The 19,546-nt window shown below is 58.5% G+C and carries 8 protein-coding genes; 4 read left to right on the top strand and 4 right to left on the bottom strand.

Annotated features, from left to right (window positions below):
- Positions 1-60: 60 nt before the first annotated feature.
- Together HDC30_RS06515 and HDC30_RS06510 are read right to left on the bottom strand one after the other, a co-directional pair.
- Positions 61-402 carry a hypothetical protein gene (locus HDC30_RS06515; protein WP_115984915.1) on the bottom strand — a complete coding sequence of 114 codons (342 nt, stop codon included), beginning with the start codon at positions 400-402 and terminating at the stop codon, positions 61-63.
- Entirely contained in the window at positions 399-13,463 is a 13,065-nt protein-coding gene (locus HDC30_RS06510; protein WP_260319897.1) for a hemagglutinin repeat-containing protein, read from the bottom strand. The genes HDC30_RS06515 and HDC30_RS06510 overlap by 4 nt, the downstream gene beginning before the upstream one ends.
- A 444-nt stretch (positions 13,464-13,907) precedes the next feature.
- On the opposite strand from HDC30_RS06510, the gene HDC30_RS06505 reads away from it, so the two are divergent.
- From HDC30_RS06505 to HDC30_RS06495, 3 genes are all read left to right on the top strand, one after another.
- Complete coding sequence (locus HDC30_RS06505) at positions 13,908-14,183, top strand: hypothetical protein (protein WP_097086740.1); 276 nt, start codon at positions 13,908-13,910, stop codon at positions 14,181-14,183.
- A 262-nt stretch (positions 14,184-14,445) separates the two neighbouring features.
- On the top strand, positions 14,446-15,030 hold the full coding sequence (locus HDC30_RS06500; protein WP_096796633.1) for a papain-like cysteine protease family protein: 585 nt from the start codon (positions 14,446-14,448) through the stop codon (positions 15,028-15,030).
- 12 nt (positions 15,031-15,042) lie between these two features.
- Complete coding sequence (locus HDC30_RS06495) at positions 15,043-15,642, top strand: hypothetical protein (protein ID WP_096796632.1); 600 nt, start codon at positions 15,043-15,045, stop codon at positions 15,640-15,642.
- Between the two features lie 62 nt (positions 15,643-15,704).
- On the opposite strand, the gene HDC30_RS06490 is transcribed toward HDC30_RS06495, so the two are convergent.
- Positions 15,705-17,045 (bottom strand): DEAD/DEAH box helicase, encoded by a 1,341-nt coding sequence (locus HDC30_RS06490; protein ID WP_041070247.1) that lies wholly within the window; start codon positions 17,043-17,045, stop codon positions 15,705-15,707.
- A gap of 191 nt (positions 17,046-17,236) precedes the next feature.
- On the opposite strand from HDC30_RS06490, the gene HDC30_RS06485 reads away from it, so the two are divergent.
- Entirely contained in the window at positions 17,237-18,535 is a 1,299-nt protein-coding gene (locus HDC30_RS06485; protein WP_098967728.1) for a mechanosensitive ion channel family protein, read from the top strand.
- 110 nt (positions 18,536-18,645) lie between these two features.
- On the opposite strand, the gene HDC30_RS06480 is transcribed toward HDC30_RS06485, so the two are convergent.
- Positions 18,646-19,512, bottom strand: coding sequence for a carboxylate/amino acid/amine transporter (locus tag HDC30_RS06480; RefSeq protein ID WP_183781717.1), 867 nt, complete (start codon positions 19,510-19,512; stop codon positions 18,646-18,648).
- Positions 19,513-19,546 lie beyond the last annotated feature (34 nt).

The following is a 19,546-nucleotide window of genomic DNA, read 5'->3' as shown; positions in this document are numbered from 1 at the left end:
CGTGGCCCGTCCCCATTACGAGGCGGGACTCACCACGCCTGAGATCCAGCCAGCGGCCTCTTAATCCGAGACTTTTTCGTAATCAAAACCTTTGGGAATTTCCGGCCAAAAAGGTTTTTTTACCAACGCATCGAGATCGTCATAAATATCGCGAAAAAAATTAGCCAGATCCATGAAGTCCACACGTGAATTCATCAGCGCAACTTTCAACATGACATCGTCTGCACTTTCCTTGGCGGATGCCGCTCTGGACATATTGTAGAAAGCGTTTCCCAATCTTTCGGAAAGCTCAGCCTCCCAGTCCAGTTTGTAATCGGCCTCCAAACTATTGCCATCAAAACTACCCGTCTTTTCTTTTATCAGCTCGATGATCAACTTTTTCACCGACTCAAAATCATTCATCTCAATTTTCTCCCATCGGCTAGGGCCTTAGCCGTTTTCTCATTGTTTTTTGAGCCATCCAAATTCAAGACGTACTTCACATCACCAAATTTATCGAACACTTCCAAATGGTCTTTATGAAGATTATCCAAATAAATCTGGTCGCCTTTCTTAATATTTGGCGCAATTTTCTGGGTCACTTGATAAACGGTCTGACCCTGAAATCTCTTTGAGGTTTTTCTAGTAGCGTCGGCTAATTCGCCGCCAAAACCTGGCTGATTGAAAAAGTCCTCCATTTTTTCAATTTTCGTTACTTGGGGTCGAGTCGGAGGAGATGCTGGATCAGAACCAGAGTTTTTGCCACCTGTTTTTCTACTGACCTCAAGCACCCGACCGGTCGCCTTGACTCCCAAGGACTTAAACTCACCTAACGCCGCATCAATCAGAAAACGCGAGGCAACGACATAGTTATCACCTTCCAGGGGATACTTGACGGTGTTGCCATTCTCATGCTCACCCTTTGCAAGCTCGTTGCTCTTCCTCAGGCTTTCCTCTGATTTACCGGTAAAGAAAGCTGCCAATTTAATCGCCGCGCCATCTTTTAACTCTTCAACTTCCTTACCTGCTGCAGCATTAATCAGAGCGTTTGCAGTAAAGCTCACCATGAACTTCATGGGTCCCATTACAGCTTGAGCTGCAATGGCAACGGTTTTGAGCTGATCACGTTTATCAGCCGGCAATGAATTGGCCACCACGAGCAGGTCACCCAGCTCTGAAAGGGCCGCCTGCCCCATGGGAATGACCTTTTCGTTCACTGTGGTCGTATCGAGATAGACGACGTTCGTTCCCCCACTACCGTCGTTCTTGGGCTCCATGATGATGTTGCCCTGATCAACCTCCTTAGCCATTTCCTTATCGTAGTCGGCTGCCAGATCGGCAAATCGCTTGAGTCCAGCAAGCACTTCGGGGTCAAGGGAATCCATATCCGAAGGATTTTTTCCCTGTCGAACAAAGTTCTTTGTGATGGCCAATGCCTGCTCATCACCAAGCTCATTACGAAGCGAAGGAGACACCTCACGGATATCAACTAGCTGAGCATTGATTGCCAGTTTCAGATTTTGCAGAAAGCTGGCACCGGCCAAAGCCTGGTTGAGCATGTTCTTTTTGAAGTCGGTAACGCTTTCGCCCCAACGGTCCAGCGTCTCTAACGGATGGCTAACGGCATCAATGGAGGAACTGCTCGCATACAACGTCGTGCGATGTTCCTCATCCTTGGTGATCTCATAGGCCTTGTTCACATCACGATTAAGACCCGCCGTGGAATCCTGACCAGTGACCTTGTCGTTACGCACGACAATCTGACCTTCACCCACGGTGGCATTCAGCGTCTGCTGACGATCCTTGTCGTACTTGTAGCCCTCCACGGCCCAGCTGTTTTTGCTTTCTCCTTCCATGCCCTTGTTCGGCTTGTCGGCTTGGGCGCCACCGCCCCCGCCATAACTGCCGCTGACATTGAGGTAATACCCGTGCTCGTTATCCTTGCCCGTGATGTTGCGGTAGCCGAGGGTGTCAGTGTCGAGTTTCAGGTTGCCGTTGTCGGCGCTGATCACCGAGCCATCAAGTTGCGTATGTTTTTCGGTACGGATGTCGACTTTGCTTTTGCCACTGATAACAGTCTGGTTGTCGACCCAGTTGGTTTTGCCGTTGGTTTCGCCATAACCCAAAGAACCGCTGACCGTTGCACCGAAGCTGACCGCAACCGTCAGGCTGGCATCGAACTCCTTGCCTTCGACCTTGCCGGTGTTGGGTACCGAGGTCACGGTCAGGTTGCGACCGACATCACCGATGACTTCGTCGCCACGCAAAGTCGCGCCAGCGATATTGGTATCGCGACCGCTTTCGAAGCCTAGTTTGTTGCCGGCATACAGATAGGCTTCTTGCTGCTTGACGCCCTCACGGTTGAGATCGCCGATACCCACATTCGCCGAACCATAAACACCGAAGCCGTCCTGGCCGGCAATGATGCCGCCCTCCGCACCCCAGCTACGCCGATCGTGCGAACTCTCGTAGGCGTTTTGCGCCGAGAGAATATTCAGATCGTTACCGGCCTTGAGGGAGATATCCCGATCGGCGGTGGCGCGGGTGCCGATCAGGGTCAGATCGTTTTCCGCGTCAAGGTTGATGCTGCCACCGGCGTTCAACTGAGTGGCCGTCGAGGTGCCCTGCGTCGATTTGTCTAAAGTGCCGGCATTGCTGACACCTACGCCCAATTTGAAGCCGCCGGTGGTGCCCCCTTTGATGCCGCCTTTGCTCTGGGTCGAATGCCCGTCGCTGCTTTCCGAGCCGTGCGCGACATCAAAGGTGATGTCCTTGCCTTTGACATTAATGTCACGGCCGGCATTGAACTGGCTACCGCTGACGTTGACGTTGTTGCCAGCATCCAGCGTGACGTCATTGCCGGCAGACAATGTCGACGGACGTTGAGTGAGCGACGTCTGAGTCTGGCTGGAACTGACGCTCGAGCCGCCGATATGTCCGTCAAATTTCGGTCCATTGAAGAATTGATCCAGCGTATCAACCGACTTCAGAACACTTGAGCCCTTGCTGACCCCATCTTCACCTTTGCCAGTGCCTTTGAGACCATCCATGGTGTTGCCGATGTTGTAGGCGGTGGTCACAGTGATGCCGTTGCGCTTGATGCTGTCACGGATGGTGACTTCGCTGGCCTCTTCCTTGGCATCGATGTTGATGTCGCGATCAGCCTTGAGCCGGATGTTGTTCTCGGCGGTCAGATCGGAACCTTGCTGGTTGATGTCGCGACCGGCGTTTACATTGATGTTCATCCCCGCATCGATGGAGCTGCCCGCCGTGGTGTAGCCCTTGCTGTTGACGCCATGTTGAAGGGTTTCGCTGCCAACGAACGTGGTGAAGGCATTGCTGTCGATGGTCTGTTTGATCCCGACGCTTTCGTCCGTCTCCCAAGTATTGCTGCGCTGCTGATCGATCGAGGCGACTACGTTGACATCGCGGCCGGCATCGAGCGAAACGCTGTTATCGGCACTGATTCCACTGCCAATGACGTTGATGTCGCGAGATGCATTGAGAATCGCATCGTGCCCGGCATTGACCTGGCTGCCAATGCTGTTGGAACTGACGACTTCACGTCCGCCATTGTGCGAGGCACCGACGGTAATATCGGCTCCCAGCCCCGGAGTACCGGCAAAGACACCAATGGTGTCCTTGAGCGACATACCCAGTTTTTTCTTGTATTCCTCGGCTCGGCTGTACGCCTGGTCATCCGCAGACGACAGGGTGATATCACCCTCCTTGTCCACGAGACCGGCATGCAGTTCAGCATCATTGTCAGCATTGACTTCACTGGCGTTCAGATGAACATCGCGCCCTGCCAGGACCACGGCATCATGCCCGGCGTTCAACTGGCTACCGACTTGAGTAACAGCAGTCTGTAAATGGCTGCTGCCACTTTTCGACAAGCCGAATGTACCGGTCTTGGTTTTCTTGGTGTAAGAGCCGGATTCTTCTGTAGCGGAAAGCACAGCCACATCGTTGGTCGCACCGACGACGAGATCTTTGCCGGCGTTCAATTGACTACCGATGATGGTGACATTGCGCCCGCCATCCAGACTCACGGCGCCGTCTTCGTCCTTGGACGAGTTGACGGTCAAGTCACGTCCAGCCTCGATCACGGAAGCGACGTTCTCGCTCTCATAACTTTCTGTCGTGGTGGTTTTGCTGCGCCCGAAAGAGCCCTTTTTCTTCTTGTAGTAATAAGAAGAACTTTCATCTTTGGCCGAGGCAACGGTGATGTCCTGAGCCGCATCGAGGCTGACATCTTCCGTAGCCTTGATGCGGCTGGCGATGATGCCCAGATCGTTACCCGCGTTCAGCGCGATATCGCGTCCGGCGTTCAAGACCGACGACTGTTGCGTGATGCTGTGGGTTTCGTTCGCGCGCTTCTTGCTGCGCGAGACGTAGTCACTCTCGTCGGCAGCCGAGGTGATGACAATGTCATGGCCTGAATCAACGCTCAGATCCCGCTTGGCATCCAGCCGACTGGCCACAACCGCCACATCCCGATCGGCACTGATCGACAGATCGCGCCCTGATGTCACTTCAGCCCCATGCTGGGTAATCGTCTGATTGAGGTAACTGCCGCCTCGCGCATTGGTGCTGCGATCCTGCACCGAAGTGATGTTCACATCGCGATCGGCATCGAGCGTCATGTCCCCACCGCTTTTCAGCACACCGCCGATGTTGTTGATGTCTTTGCCGGACTTGATCGTCAGATCATTGGCCGCTTCGATTCGCGCGGCGTTGTCCAGGTAGTCGCGGTGGAACACGTTGCCACCGCGATTGACATCGACACTGGTCACGTCACGCTGGTTGATCACGCTGCCGTTGGTGGCTGTGAGGCTGACGTCCTTGCCGGAAATGATGCCGCCGGATTTGTTGATGATGTCGTTGCCGGCCTTGAGGGTCAGGCGTTCACCGGCTTCGATCAGGCCGGTGTTGGTGAGGTTGTTACCGGCTTCGGCCGACAGGTTGTTGGAGGCTCGCAGCGTACCGGCGTTATTCAGGTCGCCACCGGCGATCAGGGTCACGTCACCGCCCTGGATCAATGCACCGTTAGGCGCCAGGCGGTTGTTGGCCTGTGCCAGGTACAACACCGGCACCAGCACTTTCTCACCGTTCACTTCGTGCTCTTCGAGCCAGACGATGTCGTGGGTCAGTGCCGCCACTTGTTGCGCGGTCAGGGTGACACCCACCGACAGGTTGAGCTGATCCTTGCTGGCGATGGCGTTGTTCATCAGGTACTTGAACATGCCTTCGTCGGAGGTCTGTCCGTCGATGAAGCGCTGGCCGGTGCGGGCCACCACGGCCTGCTGCACCATGCGTTGTTCAAACAATCCGTCGCCCAGGCGCTTGGCGCTGGTGTCGGGGTCGTAGCCGAGCTTGCCCAACAGATAGTCCGAGCTCATGAACTGCTTGAGGTTGGTCAGCGCCGGGTTGGTTTCGATCAGATATTTGTGCGGGTTGGAGCGCACGCTGGTGTCGGGTAGGGCCTGCACGCGTGGAACGTCGAAAGAAACGTTGCCACGAGCGGGCATCAGCACACCGACCGGCCCGTCACCGGCAGCGGCATTGACGTTGATGACAGCCGTCTTGTCATTGAGATTCAGCGAAGGACGGCTGGCCAATGCCAGCTCACGATTCTTCACCGAGACTGGATCATTTTTATCGAACTGGAGGTCTGTTGCATGCCTGACCGGCATGCCGCCCGCATGTGTCGAGGGTGCGGCCGTGATGGAGCCGATCGTCCAGTCCTTGCCGGCTACGATCGCTTGCTCGCTGCCGTCCTTGCGGCTGAGGCGGAACAGACCGTTGTCGCCGGTCGGCAGGGTGAAGCCCGGCAAAGCCAGTGGGTTGACCTGTTGTTGGGCGAGGTCTGGAGGAAGCTGGGCGTTGATACGGATGACTGTCGGGGTGACTTGACCCGCCAGTTGCGTGGAGCCCAGGCGAGACGCTCCGCCGGCAGCGGCGTTACCGTTGCGAACGACGCCGTTGTCCAGTTTGTTGGTCGCGTTGATGTAGACGGTGCCGCCGGCCTGAACGACTGCGTTGGCATTGGCCGTCGGGCTGCTTTCGGTAATCTTCGTGTCGAAGGGGACCGCGTTCTTGATGATGGCCGGGGCTTCAGCGCGCACGCCTGTTCCATAACTTGACGGAGCGTAACTGTATTTCCCGTCGTGCTCGATAGCGATCGAGCCGAACAGAAGGTATCTGATCGCCTCACCACCACTTTGACGCCCTCCTATTCGGGTGAGCGATTCGACGTTATTCATGTCCCAGGTGTGAATATTGGGAACCATCCTGATCTTCCCGTTCACAACACCTGTTTGCCCCGAATCGTAATCCGGATCGTTCGCGGCGTTGTAGTTCAGCACGTCCTGCCAGAAGTTCCACCCTCTGCTGGCCTTGGGTGCATCAATCCAGCGCGTGACGGTGTAATCCCCGACAGTGGCCCCTTGGTTGGTGAAGTTCTGGACGTTGAATGTCATATCCCGGCCGGCGCTGACGACCGACGCGTTATTAATGAATTCGCGACCGTTCCCTGTCAGGTTGCGCCCGGCGGTCAATGTGCCCGATGCCGAATCCTTGACGATGGTGGAATGGTATTTTTCTTCCCAGACCAGGTGGCTGGGCAGGCGACTCTCGAAATTGATGCCACTGAACGAGGTACACGTCGTGCATCGAACACCAATTGTTCCCGAAACGAGTCCTCCACCTGCGGCGACCTCGAACACATCCTTGCGGTTCTCGATGTGATCCGCCGCCAGACTCAGATCACCCACGCTTTCAATGGTCGCTGAAACGTTGTTGATCGACGAACTCCAGCCGTTGCTGTCATCCCGGGCAATGCTGATGTTGCCGATGCCATAGATGTCGGCGTAGCGGTTGGTCAGCGTGCCGACGCGCAAGGCCATGTCGCCGCCACTGAAAATCAGCCCGTTCTGGTTAAGCAGTGAATCGGTGTTGACGCGCAGATAGCCGGCGCTGCCCAGCGTCCCGTTGTTGGTCAGCGCTGCGGCATTGACGGTCAGGCTGTCTGCCGACGTCAGTCGCCCGAGGTTAGTCAGGTTGCCGCGACTGGTGATCGTGGCGGTCGTCGCACCGGTGATGCTGGCCGCGCTGCTCAGTTCGATTCCGGACGCGGTGAGGCCAAGATTGCCTACACTGCTGAGCCGACCGTTGCCGCCATAAGTGCCGCTCAACTGGATATCGAAATTGCCACTGCTGGCAATCAATCCGTCATTGTTCCAATTGCCGCCACGTCCAATCAACTGATTGGAAGCAAGCAACTGGCCGCTCGCAGTCTGCACAAAATTGCCGACATTGACGGTCAACCGCCCAGCCTGAATCACACTGCTGTTGGTCCAGCTGTCCGCGTTCAGCGTCAGGCCGCCGAGGGTCACCAGCGAGCCGCCGGCGTTCATGACGTTGGCGGTCGAGATGCCGAATTCGCCGACGCCGACATGGGTGATCGAGCCGCCGGCATTGAGCAGGCTCGGCGTGGCGAGATTGAAGTCGTTGTTGGCGGTTTCCACCAGACCGTTGCGGTTGTCGAACAGGCTGCCGATCTGGAAATCGGTTTTGCCGCCAGCGCCCAGTGCGCGCAGTTTGCCGCCCTGGTTGTCGAGGTTGGCGGCGCGAATCGTCAGTGTGCCAGCGCTTTCGATCAGGCCGCTGCGGTTGCTGAGGTTGCCGTTGACGCCCAGGTCGATGCCATTGCCGCTGATCTGGCCGGCGTTGTTGCTCATCGAGCCGGCGGTGGCTTTCACCTTGCCCCGGGCGTAGATCCCGCCGCCGCTGTTGTCGAGCGTGCCGACACCGGCATCGAGCAGGATGTCACCGCTGTTGGCGGCGATACGCCCGCCGTCGCTGTAGATACCACCGAGTGCGCGCAGATCGAGGCGGCTGCCTTCGATCTTGCCGCCCTGGCCGTTGCGCAACACGTCAGTCAGGCGGGTCTGCAGCAAACCCTTGAGGCTCGACAGCACACCGCCACGGCTGTCGAGGCTGGCGGCGGTGAGGGTCAGGTCGCCGTTCTGGGCGATGATCTTGCCGCCCTGGTTGTCGATGGCGCCGCTGCCCGCATTCACGGTCAGTGCAGTCATGCTTTGCACAGCGCCCTTGGCGTTGTTCAGCGCCGCAGCGGTGAGGTGCACCCCGGCATCGCGGCTGGAGATCAGGCCATCGGTGTCGTTGTGCAGAGTGCCGCCAACGGTGAGATCCAGTTGGCTGTTGGCCGACACGGTGCCGCTTTGGCTGTTGTTCAGATCACCGCTGGTGAGCAGGTTCAGCAAGGTCTGGCTAATCAGTTGCCCGCCGCGGTTGTCGACGCTGGCGGAGCGTTTGATCAGCAGTGGGCCGTTGCTACCCAACGCGCCATTGACGTTGGTCAGAGCGCCGAGCAGGTCGAGGCTGACGCTGTCATCGCCAACGAAGCTGCCATGGCTGTTATTCAGTTGCGTGCCGGTGAAGGTCAGGGCTTTTTTCGCGGTAATTCTGCCGCCGCTGTTGTCCAGCGTTACAGCGCGGACATCCAGCGTGTCACCGCTCTCGATCAAGCCGCCGGAAGTATTACTGAGCGTGCCACCGGTCAGCGTCAGCGTCTGCTTGCCGCCACTGCTGAGAGTGCCGTTGCTGTTATCGAGGCTCGCGGCCTTGATGCTCACCTCGCCCTTCGCGCCCACGCCACCGTTGCTGTGGTTGGTCAGCGCGCCACTGAGGTCGATGCTGGTGTTGCCGAGCAGACTGGAAACACTGCCTTGCTGACTGTTGTCGAGGGTGCCGCCGGTGACAGTCACGCCGTTCCAGCCGGAGACCAGACCACCCTGGTTTTTCAGCTCGGCAGCGGTCAGGGTCAGCTGATCGTTGCTGATCAGGTTGCCGCCACGGTTGTCCAGGCTGTTGCCTTTCAAACTGAAGCTGTTGACGCTGGAAATCTCGCCCTTCTGGTTATTCAGATTGCGCAGCGCATCGATGCTCAACACGCCTTTGCTGTTGATCACGCCGTTCTGGTTATTGAGGTCACGCAGGTGGGCGATGCTCAGCGAACCCTTGCTGCTGATCAGGCCGTCCTGGTTATTCAGATCCTGTGCGGTGGCGCCCAGATCGATCGCCACGCCCGCAACACCCACCAGCGTGCCGCCCTGATTATTCAGGCCGGTGCTGTTGAGGGTCAGTTGTTGCGCGGCCTTGATGCTGCCCTTGTTCTGGTTGTTCAGCAGGCCATCGACCTTGACGTCGATATCGCTGTCACTGAGCAAAACACCCTCGCCGCTGTTATCCAGACTCGCCGCGCGAACCTGCAGCGCCGCCGCCGCGATCTTGCCTTTGATCGAGGTCAGCGCGTTGTCGATCTGCAGGGTGAGTTTCTGATTGCTCAGCAGTTGGCCGCCGCTGTTATCCAATGACTTGGCGAGCAGTTCGAAAGCCTGCTCGCTGGAAATCTCGCCGCCACGGTTGTTTACGTCAGCCAGATTCTTCAACAACAACTGACCCGGTGCACTGATGACGCCGCCCTGGTTGTTCAACACGCCGCCGTTCAGATCGACGCTGACATCAGCGTTGCTGCTGAACAGCCTGCCGCCCTGCTGATCGAGACCACGAACATTGGCCACCAGCGAATTGGCCGCGCCGAGACTGCCGGCGGTGTTGGTCACCTGGCCGGCCGTGATGTGCAATTGATCGGCGGAGTAAATGCTGGCCTGGCTGTTGTTGAGGTCGCCGGTGGTGATGCTCAGTTTGCCTTTGCCACTGATCGCGCCTTTTTGCTGATTATCCAGCGCGCTGCTGTTGAGCGTCAGGTCGGTGTCGGTCAGCAGTTTGCCGCCCTGGTTACTGACGGCGCCACGGGTGTCGATGGTCAGCGCTTTAGCGCTGGAGACCGTGCCGGCGTTGTTGTCGAGGCTGTCGGCGTTGATCGCCAGAGCCCCTTCACCGACGACACTGCCCTGCCCGTTGTTCAGCCCCGCAGAGAGGTTGATTGCGATATCTTTCTGGCTGGTCAGACGTCCGCTGTTTTCCAGGGTCTTGCCCGTCAGGGTCAAGCCGCTGTCACCGGACAGCAGCCCCTTGTTGCGGTTGATGACGTCATTAACCGTCAGCGCCAGATTGCCGCCGGCGAGCATGTAACCGCTGTCGCTGTTGTCGAGCCAGGCGCCGATCAGGCTCACATCGGCCTTGCTCGACAGTTCGCCGCTGCGGTTGTCGATACGGTCGACGCTGAGCTTCAGCGCTTTTGTTGAACCGATGAGGCCTTCCTGACGGTTATCCAGACTGGCGGCGGTAATCGTCAGGCCGTTGTCGGCGATGACCACACCGTTCTGGTTATCGAACATTCCGGTGACGCTGAAATCGACATCACCCCGCACGCGAATGTCGCCGCTGTTGTTGTTCAGACTGGCGCTGCGACTGTCGAGGCTGGCGGAAGCAATCACCCCTTTGACGTTGCTCAGGGCGCGGTCGATGACGAGGGTGAGCTTTTCATTGCTGAGCAATTTGCCGCCGTCGTTTTTCAGGCTTTGCGCATTGAGGCCCCAGGCCTTCGCAGCGGAAATTTCACCGGCACTGTTGTCGACATCCTTGAGGTTTTTCAGCAGCAACTGGCCCGGCGTATGGATATTGCCGCGCTGGTTATTGAGCAGGCCGTTGTTCATGTCCAGCGTCAGGTCGCTGTTGCTGAACAGCTCGCCGCCGTCCTGTTCCAGCGAGGTCAGTGAAGCCTGAAGTTTCTGCTGGCTACCGATGGTGCCCCCGGAGTTGTCCAGGTGCCCGGCGGTCAACAACAGCGTGCCATCGGTGGCGATACTGCCGCTCTGACGGTTTTTCAACTCGCCGGTGGTCAGCGTCGAATCGGCCTTGGCGCTGATGATGCCGTTGGCGCTGTTATCCAGGCTGCCACTTTTGAAGGTCAGGCCTTTCTGCGAGACGATCAGGCCGCCCTGGCTCAGTACCGCGCCGGTGGCGGTCAGCGCCATTGCTTCAAGGCTCGACAGTTTGCCCAAGCGATTGTCGAGGCTGCCGGCGGTGAGGATCATTTGCCCTTCACTGCTGATCAGGCCTTGCTGGTTATCCATCGCGCCGTCGAAGGTCAGCCCCAGATTGTTCTGACTGACGATCCGCCCTGCGACGTTACTCAACCCGGTGCCGCTCAGCGTGCTCGCGCCCTTGCTGAAAATCAGGCCGTTAGTGGCGTTGATGATCTGCGCGACTTTCAGCGCCAGCGTGGTGTCGGACAGCACCTTGCCGCCGTCGCTGTTGTCCAGGCGCGACCCGTTGATGTGCAGGTCCTGCTGGCTGGAGAGCGAGCCGCCGCGGTTGTCGATCTGGTCGACGTTGACCGTCAGGGTCTTGAGCGACCCGACGAGACCGTCCTGATGGTTCTGCAGCGCCTTGCCGGTCAGCAACAGGTTGCCTTCGGCAACCAGTTCACCGCCCTGCTGGTTCAGGCTTTCGATGTTGGCGTCGACATCGCCCTTGCCGGAAATCCGTCCGCCATCGTTGATGACATTGTTGGCCTTGAGCCTCAGCAAACCGGTCGAGGTGAGCAGACCGCCATTGCGGTTGTCCAGCGTGTTGCCCTCGAACGTCAGTGTGGTCTTGCTTTCAACGCGGCCCTTGTCGCCGTTATCCAGTTCACCGATCAACAGTTTCGCCGCCTGATCAGCGCGAATCGTGCCACTGCGGTTGTCCGTATTGGCGCTGGTAACCGTCAGGGTGTTGAGGCTGGAAATCTTGCCGGCGCGGTTATCCAGGCGCGTGGCTTGCAGATCCATCGCTGCGTTGGCCTGGATCAGGCCTTTGTTCTGATTGTCCAGGCGATCGCTGATGCGGGTGCTCAGTGTGCCTTCACTGGTCAACTGGCCTTGCTGGCTATTGTCGAATTGCTGTGCGCGCAGGGTCAGCGCTTGTCTGGCGCCGATCCGGCCGCCGTTGCTGTTGTTGATCGCGCCGAGGGCGGTGATGTCGAGCAACTGCCCGGCGGTCATCACGCCGGCGACGTTATCCAGCGAAGTGACCGTCAGTACCGCGTCGGTCTGGCCGCTGAGTTCGCCATTGCGGTTGATCAATTGACCGATGTTGCCGGTCAGTCTGGTCTGGCTGTTGATCACGCCTTTGTTGTTCAGCACTTGAGCGGCATTCAGGTTCATCGTGCCGCCGCTCAGTACGCGCCCGCTATTGCGGTTGTCCAGGGTGCCCGCCGTGATCGCCGTGGTTTGTCCGCTGAGGGTGCCGCCCTGGTTGCTCAGGGTTTGCGCAGTGCTGACTGTCAGATTGCGGCCGGCGATGAGGCTTTTGCCAGTGTTGTCGAGGTTTTGCGCACTCAGGCTCAGATCACCGTTGGCGTTACGGCTGCCGTCGGCGTTGACCCCGGCCTCGATGACTCCGGCGTTGGTCAATTGCCCACCGGCACTCAGGGCAATACTGTCGCGGGCAGCCAGGGTCTGGCGGTTGGTCAGATTGCCTTGGGTCTGCACATTGAGCGCGGTGCCGGCATAGACTGGGCCGCGCGCATCGAGACTGGCCGCCTTGACGTTGACCGCACCGGTCGCCGAGGTATCGGCCAGGCTCAATTGACCATTGGCATCAAGCTGAATATCGCCACCGCTGGCGATCAGTTTGCCGTCGAGCTTCACCCCGACCCCGGCCTCGGTGCCCACCAGTTTGATCGCTCCCGCATACATGCCGCCCAGTGCCGAGGAGTCAATCGCCAGTTGCGGCTTGGTGCTGCCATCATCGGCGCGGGCCGTGGCGTTCAAGGTCTGTGCGTTGACGTCGTTGCGCCCGGCAACAATGGTCAGATTCTGCGCCTGGATTTCGGCATTGATCTTCGCGCTACGGGTGATGATTTCGAAGCGGTCGACGTTGGTCGCGTTAAGCCCGGTGCCTTCGATGGCCACAGAACCCTGATCAACCTGAAAACGATCCAGCCGGCCCGCGCCATCCAGCACCGGTTTGCCGGTGGTCAGCGTCACGCGCGGCGCGTTGATGAAACCGCAACCGTTACAGGTGATGCCATACGGGTTGGCGACAATCACTCGCGCCGACTGCCCCGCCACTTCGGTGTAACCGCGCAACTGGCTTGGGTTGCCGCTGATGACTTCGTTGAGAATCGCTTGCGCCGAGCCGCTGTTTTTCAGGTTCGGGTTGCCAATGATGTGCCCGGCCAACTGGGTGTTCGAGGTCTGCGCCGAGCCGTTGTTGAGGATGACACCCTGCGCGCCGACGTTGTAATCGTGGAACTGGTTATGCGACAGGCCGCTGCCGTTGGGCGTGGCGATGTTGATGATCGGCACGCCATTGCCGGCCCGATCCAGCGCGGTGTTCGGGTTGGCCACCACAATGCCGTCGGCCTGCGCCCACATCGGTTGCCAGAACATCACGTTCGCCAGCAGGAACGCCAGCCCGCGCTTGGGCATGCCCAGAAACGACTCACGGGTTTTCACGTCAGCAGAAGGCTGACCAGCGAGGAAGGCGTATTGGCGAACGTCCATGTTTGAGCTCTCGTTGCGACAGGCGAGTGAGGTCTGGGTAATCAACAGGCAAAGCGATCCCTGCCTGGCCAAAACACGGGGCCAAGTGAGAGAACAAGCAAAAGGGGGATAAATGCGCGCCTCGGTCAGAACGTCCAAAGCGTGGCAAAAACGATCGCAGAACCGCTGGCGAATAGTTTGTTCGATCCCTCGAAATCACAATTTGATATCAATGTGATGGCGCGATGGTAGATTGCCATCATTCTGGCGTCAATAAGTCGTACAGCGTCTTTTTACGCAACCTCTCTAGCCCACGGCTTTTCCTCAAGAAGCCTACTTTTCAGGGGAGATCGCGACCGCTCGGTCACTCAAATTGTGCGAGTCAAAAACACTGGAACTGAACTTTTCACCGCCCGAAACCCTCCACCGATTGACCCGCCTTAACCGGAACGGAGGCCCGCCCCCATGAAAACCCTGCTCAAGCTCACCCTCGCCGCCACTCTCGCCTGCGCCCTGCCGGTCTGGGCCTGCACACCAGAAGAGGCCACCGCCAAACGCGAACAACTGGCCAAGGAAGTGGCCAAGCTCACCGAACAGAATCCGGCCAAGGCCAAGGAAATCAATGCCGAGTTGCAGAAGATGGACTTGGGCACGGCCAGCGCCGATCTGCCGGACAAGTGCCAGTTGATTGATCAGCGCTTGAAGGAATTGGACTCGGCTGAGAAAAAAGCCGACAGCTAAAAGCAAGATCAAAAGATCGCAGCCTGCGGCAGCTCCTACACCAGACCCTGTAGGAGCTGCCGAAGGCTGCGATCTTTTGATCTTAAAAATGCATTAGTGCATTTATTTTCTTGCACAAACGCATATCCATACTAAGGTTACATCGAGCAAGGAGATCGGCACCGTTCATCGCAGATGAAAACCGTTAACCACCGATCGCTCGGCAATACCGCAACACAATCACAAGCTGGACGCTTGTTTTCATTCATGGAGGACTGAAAAAATGTTAACCACTCAAGCAACATCGTTCACCGGCGAGAGCCTGCCAAGGTGCCTTGTTGGCCACCTGATCGACCCGCAACTGGTCGAGGTTGAAGCCACTGCGCAAACCGCGGCACTGGCCGCTGCCAACCTTAACTTCACGATGCAGAAACAGACTCAGACCAACTGGTGCTGGGCCGCTGTTTCCGCTTCGGTCGGCAATTATTACGGCACTGGAAACTGGACCCAGTGCGGCGTCGCCAGCACCCAACTGGACCGCAATTGCTGCAGCCAGCCGGGGCCGTGCAACGTCTACGGCTATCTGGATTCGGCCCTGCAAACCACCCGCAGCTATAACGGGATGAATCAGGGTTCGCTGCAGATGTCGGCCATTCAGAACCAGATCAACATGGGCCGCCCGGTCGGTCTGCGCTGTGCCTGGTACGGGGGTGGCGCGCACTTCCTGGCGATCTACGGCACCAACGGCAACTACGTGCTGGTCGCCGACTCGATCTACGGTTACTCGACCCGCGCGCTGAACTCATTCCCCGGTTCGTACAACGGCGGCGGCAACTGGACTCACACTTACTTCACCGCGAAAAACTAGGAGGGCGACATCATGCAACTGACTTATCCAAAGGCGCCTTCCAACGGCGTACAGACTTTGCGTCCGGTGCTGCAAGCCGCGCTGCAAAACCAGGGCTTCGGCATCAACCGCCAGTTCGCCAACGCGACACCGGCCAAAGTCAGCCTCAGCGAAGCCTATCGCGGCTACTCGCTGACACTCGACGACCTGAGCCAAGGCAAGGGTCTGAAAGACGCACGCATCGGCGACTGGCATTACCTGGTATTTGCCGACGGCGTGAGCATTGCCGATGCGCAACTGGCCGAGGTGCGTGGCCATGTCGAGTTCGCTTCGCTGAACCACGGCACCCGGGCCGCCGACACCGTGGGCGCGTTGAAACTGGCGGAACAGGCGCCGCAATTGCAGGGCAAAAGCGTTGAATTGCGCGTGCTGTTTGTCTCGGCACTGCACGTCGTGGCGATCTGGCTGCACGCTGACGGTGAAGATGTACTGATCCCGATCGAGCCGACGCCGAAAGAGCTCGGGAACTTGCGGCTGTACAGCGAAGCTGCGTTGCTCGCGCAGCTCAAACCGGCGGCAGATCGCGCCAAACAGCGCTTTGACGCAGACACCAGCGGACAGTTGGGGAACTGACAAACCCTGCGCATAAAAAAACCCGGACACTGTCCGGGTTTTTTATTGCCTGCGAAAACGCCTTACTCAGCCGCTGGCTCGGCCGGCTTGCGGCGCTTGAGCGGGGCCATGCCGTCGCTGCTCACCAGAGAATCCGGCTTCGGACGGTTGGCGCTCTTGCGCTTGGTCGGAGTCTTGGCGGCTGTTTTCTTCTTGTCGCCCTTGGCGTCGGTCTTTTTCTTCTTCACCCCGACAGCCTTGCCCGAGGCCTTGACCTTTTTCGGTCCGCCGTAGGTGCCTTTGACTTCCTTGATGGTGCGGCGCTCGAAGCTCTGCTTCAGGTAGCGCTCGATGCTCGACATCAGGTTCCAGTCGCCGTGGCAGATCAGCGAGATCGCCAGACCGTCATTACCGGCGCGGCCGGTACGACCGATGCGGTGCACGTATTCGTCGCCGCTGCGTGGCATGTCGAAGTTGATCACCAGATCCAGGCCATCAACGTCCAGACCACGGGCCGCGACGTCGGTGGCTACCAGAATCTTCACGCCGCCCTGCTTCAGACGATCGATCGCCAGTTTGCGATCCTTCTGGTCTTTCTCGCCGTGCAGCACGAACGCTTTGTATTCCTGAGCCACAAGGCGGCCATAGATGCGGTCGGCCATGGCGCGGGTGTTGGTGAAGACGATGGCCTTCTGATAGGTCTCGTTGGCCAGCAACCAGTTCACAATCTGCTCTTTATGCTGATTGTGGTCGGCGGTGATGATTTGCTGGCGGGTGGTCGAGTTCAGCTGGCTGACCGCGTTGAGCTGCAGATGCTCAGGGTTGTTCAGCACCTTGGCGATCATCTCGCGCAGGCCGGAACCGCCGGTGGTGGCGGAGAACAGCATGGTCTGCTGACGGTTCGGGCATTCGTCGACCAGACGTTGCACGTCTTCAGCGAAACCCATGTCGAGCATGCGGTCGGCTTCGTCGAGCACCAGCACTTCGACTTCTTTGAGGTCGAGGTTGCCGGCGTTGAGTTGCTCGATCATCCGGCCCGGCGTACCGATGAGGATGTCCGGCACCTTGCGCAGCATCGCAGCCTGGACCTTGAAGTCTTCACCGCCGGTGATCAGGCCGGACTTGATGAAGGTGAACTGCGAGAAGCGTTCAACTTCTTTCAGGGTCTGCTGGGCCAGTTCGCGGGTCGGCAGCAGGATCAGGGTCTTGATGCTGACGCGGATCTTCGCCGGGCCGATCAGGCGATTGAGGATCGGCAGGACAAAAGCGGCGGTCTTGCCGCTACCGGTTTGCGCCGTCACCCGCAGGTCACGCCCCTGGAGCGCCAGCGGAATGGCCGCTGCTTGCACAGGCGTTGGCTCGACAAATTTCAGCTCGGCCACGGCTTTGAGCAGGCGTTCGTGCAGGGCGAATTGGGAAAACACGGGTGCTACCTCGAAGATATGCAAAAAAACAGCTGCATAGGTTACCGGTTTCGAGCGCTCAGGCCGAGTTTCTTTATACAAACGGGCGTAATCAGTGGCTTTTTTGTTGCTCGATTTGTCTCCAACGGTAATACACAGCGTCTTAAATGCTCTAATCGCCCATCGCGTCTTACAGAAGAATCGTTGCTCACATGGATTTCAAACAGCTCTGGCTCAACGCCCAAGACCTCTGGGGTGCCCTCGAAAAGCACCCATTCCTGCAATCCGGCCTGGCGCTGATGCTGCTACTGGTGATCGCGCTGGTGCTCGGACGAGTGGCACGCTATCTGATCCTGCATGCCAGCCGCATGCTCGGGCGCCAGCCGGCCTTGCACTGGATCAACGACTTTCGCCACAACAAGGTGTTTCAGCGCCTGGCGCAGATGACGCCGTCGCTGGTGATCCAGTTCGGCCTGCACCTGGTGCCGGAACTGAGCAAAACCGCGATGACCTTCCTCGGCAACGTGGCGCTGTCCTTCACCATCCTGTTCCTGCTGCTGTCGGTCAGCGCCCTGCTCAATGCGCTGCTGGACATCTACGCCCGCACCGAACACGCCCGCACCCGCTCGATCAAGGGCTATGTGCAACTGGCGAAAATGGTCTTGTACGTGTTTGGTGCGATCATCATCGTCGCCACCCTCATCGACCGTTCGCCGCTGTTGCTGCTCTCCGGTCTGGGTGCGATGTCGGCGGTGATTCTGTTGGTCTACAAGGACACGTTGCTGTCGTTCGTTGCCAGCGTGCAACTGACCAGCAACGACATGCTGCGGGTCGGCGACTGGATCGAAATGCCGCAAGTCGGCGCCGATGGCGACGTGGTCGACATCACCCTGCACACAGTCAAGGTGCAGAACTTCGACAAGACCATCGTTTCGATCCCGACCTGGCGCCTGATGTCCGAGTCGTTCCGCAACTGGCGCGGCATGCAACAGTCCGGCGGGCGACGGATCAAGCGCAGCCTGTTCATCGACGCCAGCGGCGTGCGCTTCATTCGTGACGATGAAGAAGAGAAGTTGAGCCAGGTGCACCTGCTGACCGGCTACATGGGCCGCAAGAAAGCCGAACTCAAGGCGTGGAACGAGGCGCAAGGAAACGTCGCGGCGATGTCGGCCAACCGCCGGCGCATGACCAACATCGGCACCTTCCGCGCTTATGCGCTGGCGTATTTGAAGAGTCACCCGGAGGTGCAGCCGAACATGACCTGCATGGTGCGCCAGATGCAGACCACGGCGCAGGGCATTCCACTGGAAATCTACTGCTTCACCACCACCACGGTGTGGGCCGATTACGAGCGGATTCAGGGGGATATTTTCGACTATCTGCTGGCGGTGCTGCCGGAGTTTGGCTTGAGCCTGTATCAGCAGCCGAGTGGCGGGGATTTGCGTTCGGGGTTGTTGCCGGCTGTACTCGGCTCAGCGCACATACCAGAACCACAGAAACACCTCCTGTAACCCCACAGATCAAAACTGTGGGAGCGGGCTTGCTCGCGAAGGCGTCAGGTCAGTCAACATAATCGTTGAATGACACACCGCTTTCGCGAGCAAGCCCGCTCCCACAGGGGTTATGCGGTGGCTTGAGTTTTGCGGATGCCCAACCGGCTGATCCACACTGCCGCCAGAATCACACTCCCGCCCAGCAACAACCGTCCCAGTTCCTCATGCTGATTCCAGATCAGCAGATTCAGCAGCAAACCCACTGGCACATGCAGGTTGTTCATCACCGCCAGCGTGCCGCCGTTGACCATGCACGCGCCCTTGTTCCACCAGTACATCCCCAGCGCCGTCGAGACCAGTCCGAGGAACAGCAACACGCCCCATTGCAGCGGTGCTTCCGGCAGAAAGTTGGTTTTGCCGAACAGCAGAAACGCCGGCAACACCACTGCCAGTGCGCCGAGGTAGAAGAAGCCGAAACGTCGGTAATGCGGCAGATCACTCGGGTGTTTTGCCACCAGATGCTTGTACAGCACCTGCCCTGCGGCGTAGGTGAAGTTGGCCAGTTGCAGCAGCAAAAAGCCCATGAAGAAATCCGGGTTGATCCGATCAAAACGAATCACCGCCGCACCGCCCACCGCTACCAACGCGGCCACCAGCGCCCACGGATTGAAGCGGCGGTTCAGCGCATCTTCGATCAACGTCACGTGCAGCGGCGTGAGGATCGTGAACAGCAACACCTCCGGCACCGTCAGTACACGGAAGCTCAGGTACAGGCAAACGTAGGTGATGCCGAACTGCAACGCGCCGATCAGCAGCATGCCGCGCATGAACGAAGGCTCCACCGAGCGCCAGCGGGTCAACGGAATGAACACCAGCCCGGCCAGCACCACGCGCACCAGCACTGCAAAGTAGCTGTCGACGTGACCGGCGAGGTATTCGCCGATCAGACTGAAGGAAAACGCCTGGATCAGCGTGACAAAAAGTAGATAGCCCATGGTCGCCTCTGTTTCGAATGGCGGCGACGATAGC

The organism is Pseudomonas sp. JAI115 (assembly GCF_014200835.1).
Lineage (GTDB): Bacteria > Pseudomonadota > Gammaproteobacteria > Pseudomonadales > Pseudomonadaceae > Aquipseudomonas > Aquipseudomonas putida_A.
The sequence above is the reverse complement of the archived record's forward strand: the minus strand, read 5'-3'. Positions and strand labels throughout refer to the sequence as shown.